The organism is Micromonospora sp. NBC_01739, assembly GCF_035920385.1.
In the GTDB taxonomy this organism is placed as follows: domain Bacteria; phylum Actinomycetota; class Actinomycetes; order Mycobacteriales; family Micromonosporaceae; genus Micromonospora.
Window position 1 is genome coordinate 3,187,542 of record NZ_CP109151.1, and the last position, 20,590, is coordinate 3,208,131.

The 20,590-nt window shown below is 71.9% G+C and carries 19 protein-coding genes and 5 tRNA genes; 10 read left to right on the plus strand and 14 right to left on the minus strand.

The annotated features are described in order from the left end of the window. Positions 1-6 precede the first annotated feature (6 nt). The 3 genes from OIE53_RS14080 to OIE53_RS14090 all read right to left on the minus strand — a co-directional run bounded on the left by OIE53_RS14080 (position 7) and on the right by OIE53_RS14090 (position 1,573). Entirely contained in the window at positions 7-1,299 is a 1,293-nt protein-coding gene (locus OIE53_RS14080; protein WP_393336971.1) for an MFS transporter, read from the minus strand. An 88-nt stretch (positions 1,300-1,387) separates the two neighbouring features. Then, a tRNA-Val gene (locus OIE53_RS14085) sits at positions 1,388-1,462 on the minus strand. Between the two features lie 38 nt (positions 1,463-1,500). Then, a tRNA-Gly gene (locus OIE53_RS14090) sits at positions 1,501-1,573 on the minus strand. Positions 1,574-1,722: 149 nt separating this feature from the next. Between OIE53_RS14090 and OIE53_RS14095 the strand changes: the two genes are divergently transcribed. Further along, the gene (locus tag OIE53_RS14095) at positions 1,723-1,965 is read left to right on the plus strand and encodes a DUF6458 family protein (RefSeq protein ID WP_327022015.1); all 243 of its coding nucleotides are present in this window, start codon (positions 1,723-1,725) and stop codon (positions 1,963-1,965) included. 24 nt (positions 1,966-1,989) lie between these two features. Here OIE53_RS14095 and OIE53_RS14100 read toward each other — a convergent pair whose 3' ends face one another. From OIE53_RS14100 to OIE53_RS14115, 4 genes are all read right to left on the minus strand, one after another. Then, complete coding sequence (locus OIE53_RS14100) at positions 1,990-2,694, minus strand: FAD-dependent oxidoreductase (RefSeq protein WP_327027193.1); 705 nt, start codon at positions 2,692-2,694, stop codon at positions 1,990-1,992. A 78-nt stretch (positions 2,695-2,772) separates the two neighbouring features. After that, a tRNA-Val gene (locus OIE53_RS14105) sits at positions 2,773-2,844 on the minus strand. Between the two features lie 13 nt (positions 2,845-2,857). Further along, positions 2,858-2,928, minus strand: a tRNA-Cys gene (locus tag OIE53_RS14110). A gap of 34 nt (positions 2,929-2,962) precedes the next feature. Then, positions 2,963-3,035 (minus strand) — tRNA-Gly (locus tag OIE53_RS14115). Positions 3,036-3,304: 269 nt separating this feature from the next. On the opposite strand from OIE53_RS14115, the gene OIE53_RS14120 reads away from it, so the two are divergent. Both OIE53_RS14120 and OIE53_RS14125 read left to right on the plus strand, forming a co-directional pair. Further along, positions 3,305-3,907 carry a TetR/AcrR family transcriptional regulator gene (locus tag OIE53_RS14120; protein ID WP_327022016.1) on the plus strand — a complete coding sequence of 201 codons (603 nt, stop codon included), beginning with the start codon at positions 3,305-3,307 and terminating at the stop codon, positions 3,905-3,907. 54 nt (positions 3,908-3,961) lie between these two features. Continuing rightward, the gene (locus tag OIE53_RS14125) at positions 3,962-4,537 is read left to right on the plus strand and encodes a TIGR03086 family metal-binding protein (RefSeq protein WP_327022017.1); all 576 of its coding nucleotides are present in this window, start codon (positions 3,962-3,964) and stop codon (positions 4,535-4,537) included. A 16-nt stretch (positions 4,538-4,553) separates the two neighbouring features. On the opposite strand, the gene OIE53_RS14130 is transcribed toward OIE53_RS14125, so the two are convergent. After that, positions 4,554-5,477, minus strand: a complete 924-nt coding sequence (locus OIE53_RS14130; RefSeq protein ID WP_327022018.1) for a hypothetical protein — start codon at positions 5,475-5,477, stop codon at positions 4,554-4,556. A gap of 177 nt (positions 5,478-5,654) precedes the next feature. Between OIE53_RS14130 and OIE53_RS14135 the strand changes: the two genes are divergently transcribed. Further along, a complete protein-coding gene (locus OIE53_RS14135; protein ID WP_327022019.1) occupies positions 5,655-6,323 on the plus strand; it encodes a class I SAM-dependent methyltransferase in 669 nt (222 codons plus the stop codon). Position 6,324: 1 nt separating this feature from the next. Continuing rightward, a complete protein-coding gene (locus OIE53_RS14140) occupies positions 6,325-7,509 on the plus strand; it encodes a cytochrome P450 (RefSeq protein WP_393336979.1) in 1,185 nt (394 codons plus the stop codon). A 12-nt stretch (positions 7,510-7,521) separates the two neighbouring features. Here OIE53_RS14140 and bioD read toward each other — a convergent pair whose 3' ends face one another. Together bioD and OIE53_RS14150 are read right to left on the minus strand one after the other, a co-directional pair. Then, on the minus strand, positions 7,522-8,250 hold the full coding sequence (gene bioD / locus OIE53_RS14145; protein WP_327022020.1) for a dethiobiotin synthase: 729 nt from the start codon (positions 8,248-8,250) through the stop codon (positions 7,522-7,524). Further along, complete coding sequence (locus tag OIE53_RS14150) at positions 8,247-9,383, minus strand: 8-amino-7-oxononanoate synthase (RefSeq protein WP_327027196.1); 1,137 nt, start codon at positions 9,381-9,383, stop codon at positions 8,247-8,249. Before OIE53_RS14150 ends, bioD begins: the two co-directional genes overlap by 4 nt. Positions 9,384-9,541: 158 nt before the next feature. Between OIE53_RS14150 and bioB the strand changes: the two genes are divergently transcribed. Genes bioB through OIE53_RS14165 form a run of 3 tightly spaced genes read left to right on the plus strand, consistent with a single transcriptional unit; the run spans position 9,542 to position 11,249 of the window. Next, positions 9,542-10,537, plus strand: coding sequence for a biotin synthase BioB (gene bioB / locus OIE53_RS14155; RefSeq protein WP_327022021.1), 996 nt, complete (start codon positions 9,542-9,544; stop codon positions 10,535-10,537). Positions 10,538-10,542: 5 nt separating this feature from the next. Further along, positions 10,543-10,737: a biotin synthase auxiliary protein BsaP gene (gene bsaP, locus OIE53_RS14160; protein ID WP_327022022.1), complete on the plus strand. Its 195-nt coding sequence runs from the start codon at positions 10,543-10,545 to the stop codon at positions 10,735-10,737. A gap of 2 nt (positions 10,738-10,739) precedes the next feature. Continuing rightward, the gene (locus tag OIE53_RS14165; RefSeq protein ID WP_393336983.1) at positions 10,740-11,249 is read left to right on the plus strand and encodes a GNAT family N-acetyltransferase; all 510 of its coding nucleotides are present in this window, start codon (positions 10,740-10,742) and stop codon (positions 11,247-11,249) included. A 237-nt stretch (positions 11,250-11,486) separates the two neighbouring features. Here OIE53_RS14165 and OIE53_RS14170 read toward each other — a convergent pair whose 3' ends face one another. From OIE53_RS14170 to OIE53_RS14180, 3 genes are all read right to left on the minus strand, one after another. Further along, complete coding sequence (locus OIE53_RS14170) at positions 11,487-14,411, minus strand: glycoside hydrolase family 9 protein (RefSeq protein ID WP_327022023.1); 2,925 nt, start codon at positions 14,409-14,411, stop codon at positions 11,487-11,489. Between the two features lie 526 nt (positions 14,412-14,937). Then, positions 14,938-15,984: a GNAT family N-acetyltransferase gene (locus OIE53_RS14175; protein ID WP_327022024.1), complete on the minus strand. Its 1,047-nt coding sequence runs from the start codon at positions 15,982-15,984 to the stop codon at positions 14,938-14,940. Between the two features lie 111 nt (positions 15,985-16,095). Then, positions 16,096-16,797 (minus strand): amino acid-binding protein, encoded by a 702-nt coding sequence (locus OIE53_RS14180; RefSeq protein ID WP_327022025.1) that lies wholly within the window; start codon positions 16,795-16,797, stop codon positions 16,096-16,098. A 153-nt stretch (positions 16,798-16,950) separates the two neighbouring features. Here OIE53_RS14180 and OIE53_RS14185 point away from each other — a divergent pair, with 153 nt between their 5' ends. Together OIE53_RS14185 and OIE53_RS14190 are read left to right on the plus strand one after the other, a co-directional pair. Continuing rightward, positions 16,951-18,021, plus strand: coding sequence for a phosphotransferase family protein (locus OIE53_RS14185; protein ID WP_327022026.1), 1,071 nt, complete (start codon positions 16,951-16,953; stop codon positions 18,019-18,021). After that, positions 18,021-19,235, plus strand: a complete 1,215-nt coding sequence (locus OIE53_RS14190; protein ID WP_327022027.1) for an acyl-CoA dehydrogenase family protein — start codon at positions 18,021-18,023, stop codon at positions 19,233-19,235. The genes OIE53_RS14185 and OIE53_RS14190 overlap by 1 nt, the downstream gene beginning before the upstream one ends. Positions 19,236-19,470: 235 nt before the next feature. Here OIE53_RS14190 and OIE53_RS14195 read toward each other — a convergent pair whose 3' ends face one another. Further along, complete coding sequence (locus tag OIE53_RS14195) at positions 19,471-20,517, minus strand: LacI family DNA-binding transcriptional regulator (RefSeq protein WP_327022028.1); 1,047 nt, start codon at positions 20,515-20,517, stop codon at positions 19,471-19,473. Positions 20,518-20,590 lie beyond the last annotated feature (73 nt).

Below are 20,590 nucleotides of genomic sequence, written 5' to 3' on the forward strand. Positions count from 1 at the left end.
GGCCGGTCACGGCAGCGGCTCCGGGTCCAGTTGACGGACGGCGAGGTCGGCTCGGTCCTGCACGGCGCTGCCCTTGACCGCCCGCGAGATCGCGATCGCCGCGGCGATGACGCCGAAGGCCACCGTGAGCACCGCTGCGGCCAGGATGGTGAACTCGGCACCGACGCCGGTGATCAACGGCCCGGCGGTGATGGTGCCCAGCGGTACGGACAGTGTCGCGATCGCGGCGTACGCGGCGAGGACCGGTGCTCTGCCGGCACCGTCGGTGCTGCGTTGCAGCAACGCCATCGTGGCGGCCGGGTACGGCGCCCAGATCAGTCCGCCGATCGCGATGGCGACCAGGGCCACGCCGGTCGGTGCGCCGAGTCCCAATGGCAGCAGTGCCGCACCCCAGCCGACGACGATGGCGATAATTGTCGGCCACAGCCGCCAACGGCGCAGGTAGCCGGCGGCGAATCCGCCGATCAGCGCCCCGGCGCCGAACGCCGTCCAGAACGCGGCCAGGGTGCCGGCAGAGTTGCCGAGCGACTCGGCGACGTGGATCGGCAACGCCACCTGCACGGGCCCGTAGAGGAAGAAGAACCCGAAGGTCAGCGTGGACAGTCCGAGCAACGGGCGATCGCGCCAGATCGCGGCGAAGCCGGCGAGACTCGATCCCTGCCGCTGCTCGATGGGGGCCCGGGCCGTCCTCGGCACGGCGACCAGGTAGCTGACCGCGAGGACGGCGTACGTGCCGGCGGCGACGGCGATGACGAGCACCGGCCCGGCGGCCGCGATGAGCAGTGCCGCCAGGGCCGGCCCGATCAGGGTCGACGCCTCGCTGAACAGTCCGATGAGCGCGTTGCCCGCCAGCCGGTGCTCGACCGGCAGCAGCTCGGCGATGAGGGTGAACCGGCCGGCCGACCCCCACGAGCGCAGCAGTGCGGAGCACCCGAGCAGCAGCGTGAACCACCTGATGTCGAGGGCTCCGGCGAGGTGGACGACGGGGATCGCCCCGAGCATCACCGCCCGGACGACAGCGTCCCAGGCGGCCAGCTGAGCCCCGCTGCGGCCACTGAGCACCCGGGCGAACAGCACGGTGCCGAGGGCACCCGGCAGTGTGTACGCGGCGACCGCGGCGGCCACCCAGACACCGGCGTTGGCCCGGGGTGCCAACTGGATGGCCAGCCAGCTGACCGCCAGCAGCGCCATCCCCTCCCCGAGGTACGACAGCGCGAAGCCCGGCAGCAGCCGCCGCAGGATCCGGTGCCGGACCACCGGCCAGTAGGGTGACGAACGAACGAACGCCGGGGTGCCCATGCGGGAAAGTCTGGCAGCCCGATCGATCATTTCGGCTCAGGCTTAGCGCCCGGCAGAACGCGGATCACTCGCGCCGGAGAGGGCCTGCTGGTGGGCGATACTGGGTTTGAACCAGTGACCTCTTCCGTGTCAAGGAAGCGCGCTCCCACTGCGCCAATCGCCCGTGGTGACCGCCACACCCCGACGGGTGGGCGAATCGCGAGCGGACGACGGGATTCGAACCCGCGACCCTCACCTTGGCAAGGTGATGCGCTACCAGCTGCGCTACGTCCGCCTGCCCCGGCACCGCCGGGGACGGGCCAACTGTACCCGATGACAAGATCGCTCGAGCGGGCACCCCACAGTGCGGGTGATTGCGCCGTTCACCGCCGGGGTACAGAGCCCTTCGACAGCACACCGCATCCCCGGAAAAAGGAGGCTGTCATGGGTATCGGCACCAGTATCTTTCTGCTCGCGGTGGGCGCCATCCTCACCTTCGCGCTCAACGCCAGCATCGGCGGTCTGGACCTGGACGTCGTCGGCTGGATTCTGATGGCAGCCGGTGTGGTCGGCCTGATCATGACCATGCTCGTCTGGGGACGCCGGCGTGAGGTGGTCGCCACGACCGAGGAGCCGGTGGAGTACCGCCGCGTCGAGGAGCGTCGGGACGTCGCACCGCCGCTGTGACCAGCGGCCGAGCAAGCTGAGCGGTCAACGGGCAGTGGCGGCCACCGACTTCGGTGGCCGCCACCGTCGTGTCCGGGCGCGGACCGCAGCGCCGCCGGTCAGCGTCGCGCCGACTCCGCGCTGACCGGGGCGGAGGACCTTCTCCACCCGCGGGCGACGCAACCCTTCGTAGGCGCTCAACGCCGTCGGCAGGTCGGGGTGGTCGCGCAGGCAGCGCGCCAACTGCACGGCGCTCTCCACGGCCAGGGAGGCGCCCTGGCCGGAACTGGGTGACGGGGCGTGCACCGCGTCGCCGACCAGGACCATCCGGTCGCGGCACCAGTGCGGCACCGACGGCATGGTCCCGATCGACCCGATCGCCACCACGTCGGCGGGCTCGGTGTGCGCGAGCGCCTGGTGGGCCGGCACGTCGTCGGCGTACACCTCACGCAGCCGGTGCAGCCACTGGCCCGGCGGGGTCTGGTGGGCCTCGGCCCAGGTGGTCGGTCGCGGATCGATCAGGGTACGCACCCGGGAGCGGATGCCGTCGGCACCGATCAGCAGGTCGGCGGTGGCGGTGGAGCCGTCGCCGAACCGGGCCAGCACCCCGCCCGCGGTCGACTCGGCGTCGACGAGGCGCTTGCCGTACACGATGGGCACGCCCTGCGCCTGGGCCCGCTCGCGCAGGGCCCGCGCCAGGTCGTCGCGCCGCCGACGACCAGGGCGGTACGAACATCTGTCATGTTCGATCCCCCATGGTTTCCTGGGAAAACGAGGAAGCCCGTCACCGTTTTCCGGTGACGGGCTTCGTCAGTCGTTCAAATCCGGTGGGCGATACTGGGTTTGAACCAGTGACCTCTTCCGTGTCAAGGAAGCGCGCTCCCACTGCGCCAATCGCCCTTGCTGTTGTCCGAGGTGGGGACGGGATTTGAACCCGCGTACACGGCTTTGCAGGCCGTTGCCTCGCCTCTCGGCCACCCCACCGAGGTTGCCCCCGTCAAGCGTGGCGGCAGCTCCGAGCGGACGACGGGATTCGAACCCGCGACCCTCACCTTGGCAAGGTGATGCGCTACCAGCTGCGCTACGTCCGCGTGCCCCCGGCGCGTTCTCCGGTGACGGATGAGAACTTTAGCCGAGCCATGGAACGGTTGCCAAATCGGGTGGTCGCCGCGGCGCGTCAGCAATCCCCATCCCTGAGCTTCCTAGGAGGATGGGCAGGAAATCGGGCAAGGAAGCAGGAAGGCGGAGGGGGTGCGGGAAGGGCCCGGTGAACAACTGTCTGGTGTCCGACTGTCGCAAGTCGGATCACCCGGGCTTCGGTGACACGCCGTATCCATTTGAATGGGTTACGGTGACGGGCGTGACGAGACGTGCGGCCGAAATCCGCCTGGATGCCCTGCTCCGCACCGCGTGTGACGTCATCGCGCAGCGCGGGTTGGCCAACACCCGCACGGCGGACGTGGCGCAGGCCGCCGGGGTCAGCCAGGCCCTGGTCTTCTACCACTTCGCCACCAAGGAACGCCTCCTCGCCCAGGCCTTCGCCTACGCCGTCGAACAGGATCTGGCCCGGCTGGACGCGGTTACCCAGTCCAATGCCGCACCGCTGACCAAACTGCGGCGTATTCTGCGGCTCTACACCCCGACCGGACGGCCCACCTCCTGGTCCATCTGGATCGACGGCTGGTCGGAGTCCCTGCGTACCCCGGAATTGGAGAAGGTGTCCCGCCGCCTGGACCTGCGGTGGCGGCAGGATCTCGCCGAGGTCATCTCCGACGGGGTGCGCGAGGGGGTCTTCGAGTGCGCGGACCCGGCCGGTGCGGCGTGGCGGATCAGTGCGGTGATGGACGGCCTGGCGGTGCAACTGGCGGTGCACGAGCGGGTCATCTCCCGCCGACAGTTCGCCGAATGGGTACGCCTGGTGGCCGCCCGGGAACTCGGCCTGGACCCGGCACAACTGGACTGAGCCCGTCCCCGGGAACCGGTCACCGGCTGTCCCCCGGCCGGTCAGAATGACGCCATGGACCTGCTGGAGACCTACCGGCGCAGCGTGGCCGAGTTCATCGAACGGGTGCCACTGGTCGCCCCCGGGCAGTGGTCGGCGCCCACCCCGTGTGCCGACTGGGACGTCCGTACCCTGGTCAACCACGTGGTCGGCGAGGAACGGTGGAGCGTGCCCCTGCTCGCCGGGCGGACCATAGCCGAGGTCGGCGACCGGTACGACGGTGATCAACTCGGCGCGGACCCGGTAGCGGCCGCCCGCGACGCGGCAGCGCAGGCCGAGTTGGCCGCCACCCGCCCCGGGGCCCGGGAGGCCACCGTGCACCTGTCGGCCGGCGACACCCCTGCGGAGGAGTACCTGCGGCAACTGATCGCCGAACACCTCGTCCACGGTTGGGATCTCGCCGTGGCGATCGGCACCGACCCGGCGCTGGACCCCGACGCGGTCGCCGAGTGCGCCCAGTGGTTCGCCGGACAGATCGACGACTACCAGCGCAGCGGGCTGGTCGGTACCGAGGTGGGGGTCTCCCCCACCGCCGACCGGCAGGACCGGCTGATCGCCGCCTTCGGCCGCGACCCCGACTGGGCGCCCTGACCCCGACCGAGCGCCCTCAGCGGGGTACGGTCCGCCATCGCCGACGGTCGGGCGGCCGCTGCCAGTCGCCGGGCGGCCCTTCCCATTCGCCTACCCGCCCCGGGCCGACCGTGACGGTCGTACCCTCGGCCACCTCCGGCTCGCGGGTCAACTGCCGCAACCGCATCAGCAGCCCGACACCGAGGAACAGCAGCAGCCCGCCGAGCAGGAAGGCGGCCTCGGTCAGACCGATCCCGGTGCCGGACTGCGACACCTGGTTGCCGGCGGCCCCGGCGGCCGGCGGATCGTCTGCCGGTGGCGCTACATCGCCCTGGTCGTCGACCTCGGTCTCCTCGTCGGTCGGATCGATCGTCGGCACCTCGATCGGCTCCTCGGTGGGATCCACCGTCGGCACCGAACTCGGGGTGGGGGCGGCCGTGGTGGGTGGGGTCGCCGCACCCCGGCCGATCACCTCCCGGGTCGCCGTCTGCCGCGACAGCAGCCGCAGGTTCCGGTCGTACGCCTCGGCGGCCAGGCTGACCCGGCCCTGCCCGACGTCCGCGGCGAACCCGATCCGGTACTGGGCGGTCACCGTACGCCCCGGGCAGAGGGTGCCCGGGTCCAGTTGCCGGTCGGTCAGCCGGGCCACGTCACCGTCGATGCGCACCTGCACCGGGAAGGAGCCGGTCTCCTCGATCCGGTCCACCCGGACCTGATCCAGCCGCATTCCCTGCACCGCCAGCAGCAACGACCAGCGGACCTTCAGGCAGCCGCCGGGGTCGTCGCGGGACACCACGGCGGACACCGTCGCCGCCTGCCCGCCCGCGGTGAACTGCCGCGGCAGACCGCTGAGTTCGGTGGCGAACGCCGCGTGCGCGGGCGCGGCCATGGCGACGTCCACCCCGGTGAGACAGGCCAGCACCACCCCGATCCGTAGCGTGCTGCGCCACAGCCTCTTCACGATCCTGTCCTCCCGTTGGTCGTCTCCATCGGCAACGCTAGGAGGGCCGGCGGCCACCGGGTAGACGGGTGTGTTCGCACCGGTGGTGAAGCAAGATGCCCCTTTTCACGGACGGTATTGAACCGCTCACCGGACACCCGCGACACGCCGGGAAGGCCCCCGGTGGACAATCACCGGATGTCCGCGCTCTCCACCGCCTTCGTCCGGCTGCACGCCCGCCTGGCCCCCGTCGCCTTCGTACCGGAGGTGCGGTTGCATCAGGCCGACGAACCGATCGGGCTGTGGGAGTTGACCGAGGGCGAGTTCCGCAGCGACCAGCCGCCGCCGTTCTGGGCCTTCGCCTGGGCCGGTGGGCAGGGCCTGGCCCGGTACGTCGTCGACAATCCGCAGCTGTCCGCCGGGCGTCGGGTGCTCGACCTGGCCTCCGGCTCCGGGCTGGTGGCCATCGCGGCCGCCCAGGCCGGGGCCGCCGCCGTACGGGCGGTGGAGGTGGATCCCCTGGCGGTCGCGGCGATCACCCTCAACGCCGAGGCCAACGGGGTACGGGTCGACGCCGAACTCGCCGACATCCTCGACGGCGACGCCGGAGACGCCGAGGTGATCTTCGCCGGGGACGTCTTCTACAGCGCGGCCATGACCAACCGGGTGCTGCGGTTCCTGCTGCGCGCCGCGCGTAACGGGGCCCAGGTGCTCGTCGGTGACCCCGGCCGGGCCTTCCTGCCCCGGGACCGCTTCGACGAACTAGCCAGCTACGAGGTGCCGGTCAGCGAGGCGTTGGAGAGCGTACGGGTGAAGCGCACCACCGTGTGGCAGCTGCGCGCGGGACGGCCGGCGGCGGGCGACTAGGGTGGCGCCCGTGCTGTTCCGCAGCTGGGAGTCGGCCCCGGCGGCGCACGACGACGCCCGGGCCGGCAACGGGGTGACCCGGGTAGCCGATCACCTGGGGGTCGAACACCTGCTGGTGACCCGGCACGCACTGGTCCGGCAGGTACTGACCGATCCCCGGACCTACCGGCCCGACAACGCCCTGGACGCGGTGACCCCGATCCCGGTGGCCGCGCTGCGGATCCTGGCCCGGCACCGGTTCCGGCTGCCACCGACCCTGGCCAACAACGGCGAGGCCAGCCACCCCGGCATCCGAGCCCTGGTCGCCGATGCCCTGCACCCCTCCCGGGTGGCCGCCCAGCGGGACTGGCTGACCGAGTTGGTGCGGCAGCGGGTGAACCGGCTGACCGCCGACCTGGACGCGGGCGCACCGGTGGACCTGTACGCCGGGCTCGCCGCCGACCTGCCGCTGCTGGTGCTGGCCCGGCTGATCGAGCTGCCGGACGCCCCGGTGACGGCCGTGAAGGACTTCGCCCGCGCCGCCCTGGAACTGTTCTGGGCCCCGCTGGAGGCCGACCGGCAGCAGCACTTGGCCGCCGAGGTGGGTCGCTTTCATCTGGTGCTGCGGGAGTTCGCGGCCACCGGGGGTGGGCTGGCCGCCTCCCTGCGGGCCGCCGGGCACCCACCCGACGTGGTGGTCGGCGCGCTGTTCTTCCTGCTGGTCGCCGGTCAGGAGACCACCTCCCAGTTCCTCACCCTGCTGATGCACCGGCTCATCGGGGAACCGACCGTGCTGGCCGGGCTGCGAAACGGCTCCGTCGGGGTCGCCGAGGTGGTCGAGGAGGGGCTGCGGTTGGAGCCGCCGATCGTCACCTGGCGACGGGTGTCCACCATGGACACTTTTCTGGGCGGTACGGCGGTGGAGGCGGGCACCAGTGTGGTGTTGTGGCTGGCCGGGGCCGGGCGGGACCCGGCCGTGGTGGACGCACCGGAGCAGTTCCTGCCCGGTCAGCGCGGGTCACGTCGACACCTGGCCTTCGGGGCGGGCGCCCACCGCTGTGTCGGCGACCAGTTGGCCCGGATGGAGGCCGCTACCGTGGTGGCGGAGGTGGCCCCGCTGCTGGCCGAGGTGCGGGTGCTGCGGGCACCCTGGTGCCCGGACAACCTGACCTTCCGAATGCCGGACACCCTGCTGGTCGGCCGCTGAGCGGCGAGACGCTCAACTGATCTCGTCGGCCCAGGCCCGCCAGTCGTCGAGCACCCCGTACAGCGCCGGGGTCAACCAGCCCGGGGCGGACCGGCGGAACACCCCCGGGTCCATCGCCCCGGCCCCGGCGGGCAGGGCACCGAGCAGGTTCGGCAGCAGATCGCTGAGGTTGGCCCAGTGCACCAGTTCCGGTTCGGCCGGCCAGGCGCCGACCACCACCCCGGCCGGTACGGCCCGCCGGTCCAGGGCCTCCAGGGTCAGGGCGGTGTGGTTGAGGGTGCCGAGGCCGGCGCGGGCCACCACCACCGCCGGGGCGCCCAGCGACACCGCCAGGTCGGCCACCGTCCATGGTTCCCCCGAGGGCCGCACCCCCATCGGTACGAGCAGTCCTCCGGCCCCCTCGACGAGCACCAGGTCGTGTTTCTCGGCCTCCTCGCGGATCGCGTCGACCGCGTTGTACAGCTCCAGGGGCGGCAACTCAGCCACCCGGGCGGCGGCCAGCGGGGCCAGGGGGTCGGGGAAGGCGGCCAGGGTGCGGCCGGTCATCGGGGCGGCCAGTCGGGTGATCGCCTCGATGTCCCCGGGCTCGCCGGTGGCCGTACCGGTCTGGCCGGGTTTGACCACCGCCACCCGCAGCCCGGCCGCCTGCGCGGCGGCCGTGATGGCCGCGGTCACCACGGTCTTGCCGACCTCGGTGTCGGTCCCGGTGACCAGCACCGGTCCCCGCCACTGCTCCGTCATGGGGCGCTTTCCACGATGACCTCCAGGGCATGCTCGAAGTCCGCCTGGGACACCCCCGCGCCGATGGTCAGTCGCAGCCGGGACCGACTGTCCGGGGTGGAGGGGGGACGGAAACAGCCGACCGCCACACCCCGCTCGCGGCAGGCGGCGGCCCAGGCCGTCGCCGCCTCCGGTCCGGGGGCGGTGACCGAGACGACGGCCGCGTCGGGGGTGGAGACCTCCAGGCCGGCGGCGCGCAGCCGACCCACCGCCAGGGCGGCCCGCTCGGCCAGGAGGACCCGCCGCTCCTCCCCGGTGCGTGCCAGTTCGACTGCGGCGTGCACCCCGGCGGCGACGGCCGGGGGCAGGGCGGTGTCGTAGATGAAGGTCCGGGCGGTCTCCACCAGATGCCGGACGAACTCGGCCGGACCGGCCACCACCCCACCCGCCCCGGCCAGGGCCTTGGACAGGGTGGCGGTGATCACCACATCCGGTTCGCCGGCCAGCCCGGCGGCGGCCACCGCACCGGCCCCGGCGGGCCCGGTCACCCCGAGGGCGTGCGCGTCGTCGACCAGCAGCAGGGCGCCGTGTTCGCGGGCGACCCGGTGCAGGTCGACCAGGGGGGCCAGGTCACCGTCGACGGAGAAGATCGACTCGGTGATCACCACCGCCGGTCGACCGGGCGCCGCCGCCAGGGCGGTCGCGACGGCGGCCACGTCGGCGTGCGGGGTGACCACGGTCTCCGCACCGGAGACCCGGCACCCGTCGATCAGGCTGGCGTGGTTGTGGGCGTCGGAGATCAGCAGGGTACGGGGGCGCACCAGGGCCCGGACGGCACCGAGGTTGGCCAGGTATCCCGAGGAGAAGACGAGTGCCCGATCGGTGCCGAGCCAACCGGCGAGGCTGTCCTCCAGGGCGTGGTGGGCCTCGGTGGAGCCACGGACCAACCGGGAACCGGTAGCCCCCAGGCCGTACCGGGACAGCGCCCGGGTGGCGGCGGCGATCACCTCGGGGTGCCCGGACAGCCCCAGGTAGTCGTTGCCGGCCAGGTCGACCACGGCGTCGGCGGCCGGGCGCGGGTACAGCTTGCGGGTCAGACCCGCCCGCGCCCGCAGCTCGGCGCGGCGGTTCAGCGCCGCCAGCCAGTCCGCCACCGCCACGCCCCTCCCCGTGTCCCCGCCGGCGAAATTACCATCCGTACGGATCGCCCCGGCGTGGCGCAGGACGGCTCGCCGCAAGGCGCCGGACGCTGCCGGCCCGCCGGCTCGCCGCGCCCGTTACCGCCGCTCTGGTGGCCTTGTAGGGTACGTGCATGTCAGAGATCCTCGACCAGGCCCGCACCCAGGTGTTGGAGGGCGGCGTCGGCCTCGACCAAGCCGGTGTCCTCGCCGTGCTCAACCTGCCCGACGAGCACCTGACCGCCACCCTGCAACTCGCCCACGAGGTGCGGATGCGCTGGTGCGGCCCGGAGGTGGAGGTCGAGGGCATCGTCTCGCTGAAGACCGGCGGCTGCCCGGAGGACTGCCACTTCTGCTCCCAGTCCGGCCTGTTCACCTCCCCGGTGCGCTCGGTGTGGCTGGACATTCCCTCCCTGGTCAAGGCCGCCAAGCAGACCGCCGCCACCGGGGCGACCGAGTTCTGCATCGTGGCCGCCGTACGCGGCCCGGACGCCCGGCTGATGAAGCAGATGCGCGAGGGTGTGGCGGCGATCAAGGCCGAGGTCGACATCCAGGTCGCCGCCTCGCTGGGCATGCTCACCCAGGAACAGGTCGACGAACTCGTCGAGATGGGCGTGCACCGCTACAACCACAACCTGGAGACCTGCCGCTCCTACTTCCCGAACGTGGTCACCACCCACTCCTGGGAGGAGCGCTGGGAGACCCTGCGGATGGTCCGCGAATCCGGCATGGAGGTCTGCTGCGGCGGCATTCTGGGCCTCGGCGAGACCGTGGAGCAGCGGGCCGAGTTCGCCGCCCAGCTGGCCGAACTGGACCCGCACGAGGTGCCGCTGAACTTCCTCAACCCCCGACCCGGCACCCCCCTGGGCGACCGGCCGGTGGTCGAGGGCAAGGACGCGCTGCGGGCCATCGCCGCCTTCCGGCTGGCCATGCCGCGCACCATCCTGCGGTACGCCGGCGGCCGGGAGATCACCCTGGGTGATCTGGGTACCCGCGACGGGCTGCTCGGTGGCATCAACGCGGTGATCGTCGGCAACTACCTGACCACCCTGGGTCGACCCGCCACGGACGACCTCAAGCTGCTCGAAGACCTCAAGATGCCGGTCAAGGCGCTCTCGGCGACCCTGTGACCCCGATGGGCGAGATGCTCGGCGCCTGGTGCGACCGGTGTGGGGAGGCCGTGGACACCGGCACCCACCCCGGCTGCGCGGCGGCTCGCGCACTGGAACCGCCGCGCTACTGTGCGCACTGCCGACGGCGGATGAAGGTGCAGGTGCTGCCGGTCGGCTGGTCGGCGGTCTGTGTCGAACACGGCGAGTTGCGAGGCTGAGCATGGTGCTGCGGGGACGCTCGGTGGTGCTGCGACCAGTGACGGCCGCGGACGTACCGGCTCTCACCGCGATCCGCGCCGAGCCGGAGGTGCACCGCTGGTGGCGCGGCGACGAGGACCTGGCCGCCGCCGTCACCGCCGATCTGGCCGACGAGGACCTGACGGTGTACGCCGTCGAGCACGAGGGCCGGGTGATCGGCGCCATCCAGTGGTACGCCGAGAACGACCGCGACTACCGGCACGCCAGCCTGGACATCTTCCTGGACCCGGCGGTACGCGGTGCCGGGCTCGGCGGCGACGCCATCCGCACCCTGATCCGGCACCTCATCGACGCCCACGGCCACCACCGGTTCACCATCGACCCGGCGGCGGCGAACACCCCCGCGATCCGGGCGTACGCCAAGGTCGGCTTCCGCCCGGTGGGGGTGCTGCGCCGCTACGAGCGCGGCGCGGACGGCCGCTGGCACGACGGCCTGCTGATGGACCTGCTCGCCGACGAACTGGCCGACTGACCCAGGTCTCAGCACCCCGCCTTCGAGATCACACTCGATGTGGGATCGAGTGGCTATTGTCGCGCTCGAGGCCACTCGATCTCAGATCGAGCGTGATCTTGTGCTTGGTCAGCGTTGACCCGTAGTGCGAGCGGACCTCCTCTGCTCCGGCCTGCGCCGGATTCCCGGCCCCCGGCATGTGAGCGAGGGTGGGGTGCCTGGCCCTGCGACCAGGCACCCCACCCCACCAGGGATCCGTCAGGCGATGGTGCAGGGGTTGCCGTTCAGGGTGAAGCTGGTCGGCCTGGGGTTGCTGCCGGTGTGGGTGCCATTGAAACCGATGCTGGTCGAGGCGCCCGGGGCGATGGTTCCGTTGTAGGACATGTTGGTCGCGGTCACCGAGGTGCCGTTCTGTTGGAAGACGGCCGACCAACTCTGGCCGACCCGCTGGCCGCTGTGCGGGAAGGTGAAGGCCAGGGTCCAGCCGTTGATGGCCGTGGTGCCGGTGTTGGCGATGGTGATGTTGGCGGTGAAGCCGGTGCCCCAGTCGTTGGTGCCGTAGGTGATCCGGCAGGGCGAGGCCGGCAGCGGCGCCGACGTCGTCACGGTCACCCGCTCCGAGGGCGGCGAGGCGTTGCCGGCCGCGTCGATAGCCACCACGTAGAAGTAGTACGTGATGTCCGGCTCCAGGCCGGTCACCTGGTACGTGGTGCCGGTGACCGTGGCGACCAGGACGTCACCGAGCGCCGGGCCCCGGTAGATCCGGTAACCGGTCACCCCCACGTTGTCGGTCGACGGCGCCCAGTTCAGGGTCACCCCGGTCGTGGTGATCGCCGAAGCGGTCAACGAGCCGGGCGCGGTGGGTGGCACGGTGTCCCCGTCGTCGACGGCCGGTACGGTGACGGTCAGCATCGGCGACGCGGACGAGGTGTTGCCGGCCTTGTCCCGAGCCTGCACGGTGATCTCGTAGGTGCGTCCCGGGGACACGCTGAGCACCAGCGAGTTCGTGCTGGAGGGGTACCAGCTGTAGGTGTCGCTGCCGACCACGTGGGTGTTGACGATGTAGACGTCCACACCGCTGCCGCTGTCCGTCGACGGTGCCCAGGTCAGGCTGACCGAACGGGAGGCGACCGAGGTCGCCACGGGCGTACCGGGAATGGTGGGCGGGGTGGTGTCCGTGCTGGTGGCGGGCTCCTCGCCCCACACCCGCTGGCCGCCGACGTACAGCGGCACCTTGCGGTTCGGCCCGGCGGTGGCCTGGTACGACGGGTCGTCGCTCGGGTCCCACGCGACACCCTCGGGGACGCCGATCTTGAACTGCACCTCCATCCGGTGCTGTGACTGACCGGCCGGCGCGATGGTGTGCCCGGTGCAGTCGATCTCGACGTAGTAGAGATCGCCGCCCACGTTGCGGGCGGAGGTGGGCGCCGGGCAGCCCTGGGTGTAGCCGGGGGTGACCACCACCGGCGACAGGCCCAGGCCGCTGGCCCGGAAGTAGTAGCGGAACTTGGCGTCGGTCAGGGCCCGCGCCGGGAAGGCCGACTTGTTGTAGACGATGGCCTTGATCCCGGTGGCCCGCGGCTCGTTCTGCATGACCGTGGTCTCCACGGTCAGCTCGTCGATGTCCGGTTGCTCCGGGACCGGGAAGTTGGCCAGGGGGGTGCCGCCGTACTCCTGGGTCAGCCGGGCCAGGGCGGAGGTGAAGCCGGCGTTGTAGTCGGTGGCGACCTCGTTCATCACGTAGTCCGACCGGTTGTCGGTGTACGCGTCGTTCGGCGAGGAGGGCCCGCCGACCAGGGCGCCGTACAGGGTGTGCCGGGTCTCGGTGGGTACGGTCATGCTGTCCCACCAGGAGCCGTGCGCGGTGCGGTGGTGCGGGTTCTTCGGGGAGTTGGCCCCGAAGCCGATCATGTAGCTGGAGTTGCGCGGATTGTCACCGAGCGCGTAGTTGATCTGCCGGACGGCGAAGTCCTTGTAGCGGGCCTTGCGGGTCGCGTCCGTGGTCTTGTCGCTGTAGACCAGGGCGGCGAAGGCCGTGTTGGCCGCGTAGCGCAGGGCCCCCCAGGAGTCGAGCACGGCCATCCCGCCGGGCGAGTAGCGGATCCGCTCCCCGTTGACCCCGACGGTCCAGAAGTCCAGCCAGCGGTTGGCGTCGTCGATGTACTTCTGCTTGCCGGTCAGGTTGGCCAGCAGCACGTACGCCCCGAACTGCTTGTTGTCCCAGGCCACGGTCCACTTGTAGGAGCGGGTGGTGGTCTGCGGCTCGGTGCCGAGGCGGTCGTACTCGCTCTCGGCCTTGGCCAGGTAGGCGGCGTCGCCGGTGGCCCGGTACAGCCAGATCGCCCCCCAGACCAGCTCGTCGGTGTACCCGCTCCAGGAGCGGTAGAAGCTGGTCGCGTCCGTGATGCACTCGTGGTAGTTCTTCCGCACGGTGTCGGCGAAGGTGTAGAGCTGCCGGGCGTGGGTGAGCAGCTTGTCGGCGTACGCGGCGTCGGTGGGTCGGAACACCATCGAGGAGGCGGCCATCGCCGCCGCGGTCTCCCCGGCCAGGTCCGCACCCCCACAGCTGGCATCGATCTTGTACGCGGGCCGCGCCATCTGCATCACCTCGGCCGGCCCCCACCACTTGTGGTCGTCGTCGCCCTTGCCCACCTGGCCGTAGAGCACGTTCGGGGCCGGGTTGGCCTTGACGAAGTAGTCGTTGACGAACCGCAGGTTGTTCAGCAGGTGGGTGAGCTGGCCGGAGGCGGCGTAGCCGGACCGGTACTCCACCGCACCCCAGGCGAGCATGGTGGTGGTGAAGGCCATCGGGAAGCCGAACTTCACGTGGTCGCCGGCGTCGTACCAGCCGCCGGTCAGGTCGATCCCGACGTCGGAGCCGTCACGCAGGGCGGAGTCACCCCGCCAGGAGACCCGGTTCCAGTCCGGCAGTTTGCCGGACTGCTGCGCCTCGTAGAACAGCAGGGACTTCTGGAGCGCCTCGGCGTAGTTGAAGGCGGGCGCGGCGGCGCTGGTCGAGGCGTCGCCGGAGGTCGGGGCGGCGACGGCCGTCCCCGGTACGCCGAGCACCAGCGCCAGCCCGGTGACCAGGGCGGTACCCGCCGTGCGGAGGCGACGGGACCAGGGTTCGCGGTGGCCGGAACAGTCGCGGCGCGCGCGACCCGGCCCGGAGGTGTGGTGCATCGACTGCTCCTGTCGGTGCGGCGCAGGCAGCGCCGACGCGCGACCGCGCGTCGGAATTGGACGGCTGCCCGCTAGGTGGCGAGGGTGGGATCCAGCAGGACCGGGAGCGCTCCCATGGATAGCTAGCAATGTAATGTGGCAGCGGGTGGTTTGGGAAGCCACCAGGAAGTGGTGCGCAGCGTCCATCCGGCCTGGTGCGTTACGGCGACACGCCGTCGCAGGCCCCGGATTCGTCTCCGCTGTCCCGACAGGAGATCCTCCCGTCCGCCCGATTCAGACCGTTCACCTGAGATCAACACCGACGGTGGGCAGGCAGACTTGGGTCATCCCCCGACCAGGTCGGGAAGCTCGCTGCGTACCAACCACCGGAAAACGGCCGTCGGTGTCCCTCCGACGGCCGTTTTCTCCCCCACCGGTAGCCGGGCCGCCCGCCGCAGAGCAGCAAAGCAAAGGGCAGGCCCTCCGCACCGGAAGTCCTGCCCTTCTCACCATCCTCCGCACCGGAGGACGGTCGTCTGTTTCCCGGTCAGCCCGTACGCTGCGCCGGAACCTCGGCGGTCAGGGGCACGGTCAGGGTCAACAATCCGCCGTCCGGCTCTACCGTGGCCGGTCGGCCCAGCCGACGCAGGGTCCGCAGCATCGGGGTGTTGTCGGCCTGGGTGTGCAGCACCACGGCCGCGTACCCGCTCGTCTCGGCCTGCCGGGTCAACCGCCGCAGCAGGGTCGAACCCAGCCCGCGCCGCTGCCAGTCGTCACGCACCAGCAACGCCACCTCGGCCTCGTCGCCCTCGGCCAGCAGGTTCGCCATCGCCACCACGGACTCCCGACCCGCTTCCGGGTCGGTGGTGACCGCGACCAGGGTCAGCCCTCGGGTCGGCTCCAGCAGCCGCCGCAACCGTGCCGGGGACGGTGTACCCGCCCCGCCCAGGTAGCGCCGTTGCCGGGTGCTCGGCGAGCAGGCCCGGTGCAATTCGACCACCGCGGCCAGGTCCTCGGCGACGGCCGGCCGAACGGTCAACTCGGCCCCGTCGGGCAGGACCAGGGTGATCTGCTCGGCGTACCGGCCGGCCGCGGTGGCCCCCAGCTCCAGCAGGGCCTGCGCCCGGGCGTACTCCGCCGGGGTGTAGCTCGGGGCCACCCGACTCAGGTGATACGACCCCCCGCCGGGGTCGGCCAACTGCATCGTCGTCCCGTCGATGCCGGACCGGGCTTCGGGCCGCCAGCTCACCTCGTCCGCGCCGAGCAGGGCCCGCAGCACCTCCCCGGTCGCGTCCGGGTCGCGAACCAGCCGGGTAGCCAGCCCGAGCACCCGGGTCGGCTGGTCGACCAGGCCACGCGCCTCGCTGCGCGCCACCCAGCAGTCTCGTCCCCGACCCCGCTCCACCGCAGCGATGAGGTCGGTCTCGTCGAGGGTGTCCGGCGCGTCGACCAGGAAGTCGTCGACGGCCCCCTGCTCGGTGGTGTGTACCTGCACGGTGAGGATGTTGACTCCGCGCAACGCGAGGCTGGCCGTCAGCACCGACAGGTAGCCCGGTCGGTCGTCGACGGTGGCCCGGATCCGCCACAGGGTCATTGTTGCCTCCCTTCCCGCACCACCCTCGCGCCCGGCTGTTGCCGGCGGATTGCCTGGCCGTGTCGTGCCGCGACCAGCCCTGCGGTGTGCGTCACAGCAGGCCAGGGGCGGTCACTGCTTGGCTACGACCGGCGGGGTGTCGACCAGGTCCAGCCGATCGCCGAGGATCACCGCGCTGGCCCGGACCAACTGGGCCAACCGGTCCACCTCGGTGCAGTGGAAGGTGGCCGGGGTCAGTGCCTCGCTGCGTTCCCGGCACACGACCATGACCAACCCGGCCCGACCGAAGGGGGCGATCGCGAAGTGCCCGCCGTCCGGAACGGTAAGCGACCGGGCCCGCAGGGGGGTCACCTCCGGCAGTTTCGGCGGCACCGGGGTACGCCAACTGGCGTGCCCGACCGTGGCCCCACCGCCGTCGGTCCGGCTGGCCCAGTCGGCCGGTACCACGGCCGCTACCGCCCAGTCGGCGGCCAGCAGCCCGGGTACCGCGTCGACCAGGGTGGCCAACCCGTCGGCCGGGTTGGCGGCGACCTGCGCCAACAACTCGGCGTCCTGGCCGGTGGTGGTGGGCGCGCCGATCGCCCGCCACACCCCGTCCACCTGGACCCCCGGGATCGCCGCCAGCCCGGCCAGCAGCCGCTCCACCCGGGCGGCGCCCGGCCACACCACGGTGAAGTCGTCGACCGCCCGCCCGCCGAGACGTTCCAGCACGACCACCTGGACGATGTCCGCGCCCGACACCCCCAGGGTCCGGGCCACCTGGCCGAGGGTGCCCGGACGGTCCGGCAGGGTGACCCGTACGCGCAACAACATCTCGAACCCTCCGCTCGGCAGGCCGGCACCCGGAGGTGGCCGGCAGGCTGATCTCCAGGGTGGCAGTTGACCATTTCGCCCCCGTTGCGGCGGCATGTCTCGAGAGTCAAACCTGACCTTGACAAGCCGGCGGAGCTGCCCTGGACTGTCCGGATGACCGATCCGGGCAGCCAGTGGAATCAGGGCGACGACCCGCCCGCCGGTCTGGACCTCGGCCGGCTTCGCCGCTACCTGGCCGAGCACCGGCCCGAGCTGGCCACCGATCCCCTGCGGGCCCAGTTGATCGCCGGGGGCCGGTCCAACCTGACCTACCTGCTCTGGGCCGGGGACCAGGAGTTGGTGCTGCGCCGCCCACCCCTCGGGCACGTGTTGGCCACCGCCCACGACATGGCCCGGGAGTTCCGGGTGATCTCCGCACTCGCCGACACCGAGGTTCCGGTGCCGCACGCGGTACTGCTCTGCCCCGATCCGGAGGTGCTCGGGGCACCCTTCTACCTGATGCGACGGATGCCCGGCGAAGTGTTCCGCGGTCGGCGGCAGACCGACCGGCTCAGCGCTGAACAGCGCCACGGGCTGGCCATGGCGATGATGGACACCCTGGCGGCCCTGCACACGGTCGCCCCCGAGGCGGTGAACCTGGCCGACTTCGGTCGCCCCGAGGGCTACCTGGCCCGGCAGGTACGCCGCTGGGCCGGGCAGTTGGACCGCTCCCGCAGCCGGGTGCTGCCCGGCATCGACGAGCTACGTGATCTGCTGGCCGCCACCGTCCCGGCGAGTCACCCCGTCGGCCGCATCGTGCACGGCGACTACCGGCTGGACAATCTGCTCGCCACGATCGAACCGGTGGCCGTCTCGGCCGTACTGGACTGGGAGATGGCCACCCTCGGCGACCCCCTGGCCGACCTGGGGCTGCTGCTGACCTACTGGGAGGTGCTCGGCGGCGTCGATCCCCCCGAGGGCACCCAGGGCGCCGAGCACCCGGGTCCGGGGGCCGGCTTCCCGACCGGCGCCGAACTGATCGACAGGTACGCCGCCCGCAGCGGCGTCGACGTCGGCCCGCTGCACTGGCACCTGGCCCTGGGCTGCTTCAAACTCGCCGTGATCTGCGAGGGTATCCACTACCGGCACACCCTCGGGCAGACCCTGGGCGAGGGCTTCGACACCATCGGCGACCTGGTGGCACCGCTGGTCGCCCACGGTCTGTCCGCGGTACGGGAGAGCTGATGGACTTCCGGTACGACACCCGCACCGAACAGCTGCGCGCGGAGCTGACCGACTTCCTGGCGCAGCACGTTTACCCGGCCGAGGCGGTGCACGCCGAGCAGGTGGCCGCCGCCGGGGACCCCTGGGCCCGCCCGCCGGTGCTGGCGCAGTTGCAGGCCGAGGCCCGACGGCGGGGCCTGTGGAACCTGTTCCTGCCCGACCCCCGCTACGGTGCCGGGCTGACCAACCTCCAGTACGCCCCGCTGGCCGAACTGACCGGCCACAGCCCGTACCTGGCCCCGGAGGCGCTCAACTGCGCCGCGCCGGACACCGGCAACATGGAACTGCTGGCCGAGTTCGGCTCTCCCGCCCAGCGGGAACGCTGGCTGATGCCGCTGCTGGACGGGCAGATCCGGTCCGCCTTCTGCATGACCGAGCCCCAGGTGGCCTCCTCCGACGCCACCAACATCGCCACCTCCATCCGCCGCGACGGCGACCACTACGTCATCGACGGCCGCAAGTGGTGGTCCTCCGGGGCGATGGATCCGACCTGCGCGATCTTCATCGTGATGGGCCGGACCGATCCGAACGCCGAGCGGCACCGGCAGCAGAGCATGATCCTGGTCCCCCGGGACACCCCGGGGGTCACCGTCCGCCGAGGCATGACGGTGTACGGCTACCGCGACGCCCCGCACGGCGGGCACGCCGAGATCGACTTCACCGGGGTACGGGTGCCGGCGGAGAACCTGATCGGCACCGAGGGGGGTGGCTTCGCCATCGCGCAGGCCCGACTGGGCCCGGGCCGCATCCACCACTGCATGCGGCTGATCGGCATGGCCGAACGGGCCCTGGAACTGCTCTGCCGACGGGTCACCGAGCGGATCGCCTTCGGCCGACCCCTGGCCGAGCAGGGGGTGGTGCGCGAGTGGATCGCCGAGTCCCGGGTCCGCATCGAACAGGCCCGGTTGCTGGTGCTCAAGACCGCCTGGCTGATGGACACCGTCGGCAACAAGGGGGCCCACACCGAGATCCAGGCCATCAAGATCGCCACCCCGGCGATGGCCGAATGGGTCATCGACAAGGCCATCCAGGCCCACGGGGCCGCCGGAGTCAGCCAGGACACCCCCCTGGCCGCCCTCTGGGCCCAGGCCCGCACCCTCCGACTGGCCGACGGCCCCGACGAGGTCCACCGAGCCAGCCTCGCCCGCCGCGAACTACGCCGCTGGACGACCTGATCCCCCACCTGCCGGCCCACCTGAACCCGCCTGCCGGCCGGCCTGATCCCACCTCGGACGAGCCCCGCCTGCCGGGCGCCGTTACGCCGAAACGGCGGGGTAGACCAAGGCGGGACACCGCCACTACGCCGTAACGGAGTCGATCACCCGCAGGGGGGCAGCGAAGCCGACCGCGCGCTTCGGGCAGGCTGGGCGCTGGTCAGGCGGGTCGATCGCCCCGAGGTCCGCCCGCTGGTCAGGCGGAGGCGCGCTCGACCAGTTGGGTCTGGAGCACGATGTGCGGGGCGGGGATCTCGTCGCCGCGGATGCGGGCCACCAGCAGCCGGGCCATCTGTCGGCCCATCTCCTCGACCGGCTGGAAGACCGAGGTCAGCGGGGGTACGGCCTGCCGGGCGATCGGTGCGTCGTCGAAGCCGATCACGGCCACGTCCTGTGGTACCCGGCGGCCGGCGTCGCGCAGGGTACGCATCGCCCCGAAGGCCATCAGGTCGGCCGCTACGAAGACCGCGTCCAGATCCGGGCAGCGGTCCAGCAGTTGCCGCATGGCGGTCGCACCGCTCTCCTCGCTGAAGTCGCCGTACGCGATCAGGTCGGGGTTGATGCCGAACCCGGCGGTGCGTACCGCGTCCCGGTAGCCGGAGAGGCGGGCCAGGCCGGCGCCCATGTCCTGAGGGCCGGCGATGGTGGCGATGCGCCGCCGGCCGCGACCGGCCAGATATTCCACAGCTTGGCGTGCCCCGCCGACGTTGTCCACGTCCACGAACGAGGCGGGTTGGGCCTCCGGGTGCAGCATCCGCGCCGGGCGGCCACCGAGCACGGTCGGCAGGCCCCGCTCCTCCAGCAGGGTGGGCAGGGGGTCGTCGTCGTGCAGCGACAGCAGCAGTACGCCGTCGACATGCTGGTTGGTCAGGTGGTGCTCTACCCGCTCCCGCTCCAGCGGGGACTGCGCCATGGCCAGCCAGAGCTGTAAGGGGGTCTCCAGCAGCGCCGAGCTGATCCCGCGCACGATGCCGGCGAAGAACGGCTCGGCGAAGATCCGCTCACCGGACTCGCTGACCACCAGGGCCACCGAGTCGGTCCGTTGGGTGACCAGCGCCCGGGCGGCTCGGTTCGGCACGTACCCCAGTTCGGCGATGGCCTGTTGCACGGCCGCGCGGGCCTCCGGGCTCACCTGGGGAGAACCGTTGACCACGCGGGAGACAGTCCCACGGCCAACCCCCGCACGGGCCGCGACCGCGTCCAGGGTCGGGCGCCCGAGCGACCGGGTGCGCTGCGTTGTCATCGTCTGCTCCTCCGACGTCAGGCGGCACCGGCACCTGGTGAAGCGTCGGTGCCGGGCCGCCTGTTACTGGCTG

What these genes read in the sequence shown, in the direction of transcription:
- OIE53_RS14080 (WP_393336971.1), bottom strand. Translation starts at nt 1,299, where the DNA reads ATGGGCACCCCGGCGTTCGTTCGTTCGTCACCCTACTGGCCGGTGGTC.
- OIE53_RS14095 (WP_327022015.1), top strand. Translation starts at nt 1,723, where the DNA reads ATGGGTATCGGCACCAGTATCTTTCTGCTCGCGGTGGGCGCCATCCTC.
- OIE53_RS14125 (WP_327022017.1), top strand. Translation starts at nt 3,962, where the DNA reads ATGGACCTGCTGGAGACCTACCGGCGCAGCGTGGCCGAGTTCATCGAA.
- OIE53_RS14135 (WP_327022019.1), top strand. Translation starts at nt 5,655, where the DNA reads ATGTCCGCGCTCTCCACCGCCTTCGTCCGGCTGCACGCCCGCCTGGCC.
- bioD (WP_327022020.1), bottom strand. Translation starts at nt 8,250, where the DNA reads ATGACGGAGCAGTGGCGGGGACCGGTGCTGGTCACCGGGACCGACACC.
- bioB (WP_327022021.1), top strand. Translation starts at nt 9,542, where the DNA reads ATGTCAGAGATCCTCGACCAGGCCCGCACCCAGGTGTTGGAGGGCGGC.
- bsaP (WP_327022022.1), top strand. Translation starts at nt 10,543, where the DNA reads ATGGGCGAGATGCTCGGCGCCTGGTGCGACCGGTGTGGGGAGGCCGTG.
- OIE53_RS14165 (WP_393336983.1), top strand. Translation starts at nt 10,740, where the DNA reads ATGGTGCTGCGGGGACGCTCGGTGGTGCTGCGACCAGTGACGGCCGCG.
- OIE53_RS14170 (WP_327022023.1), bottom strand. Translation starts at nt 14,411, where the DNA reads ATGCACCACACCTCCGGGCCGGGTCGCGCGCGCCGCGACTGTTCCGGC.
- OIE53_RS14175 (WP_327022024.1), bottom strand. Translation starts at nt 15,984, where the DNA reads ATGACCCTGTGGCGGATCCGGGCCACCGTCGACGACCGACCGGGCTAC.
- OIE53_RS14180 (WP_327022025.1), bottom strand. Translation starts at nt 16,797, where the DNA reads ATGTTGTTGCGCGTACGGGTCACCCTGCCGGACCGTCCGGGCACCCTC.
- OIE53_RS14185 (WP_327022026.1), top strand. Translation starts at nt 16,951, where the DNA reads ATGACCGATCCGGGCAGCCAGTGGAATCAGGGCGACGACCCGCCCGCC.
- OIE53_RS14190 (WP_327022027.1), top strand. Translation starts at nt 18,021, where the DNA reads ATGGACTTCCGGTACGACACCCGCACCGAACAGCTGCGCGCGGAGCTG.
- OIE53_RS14195 (WP_327022028.1), bottom strand. Translation starts at nt 20,517, where the DNA reads ATGACAACGCAGCGCACCCGGTCGCTCGGGCGCCCGACCCTGGACGCG.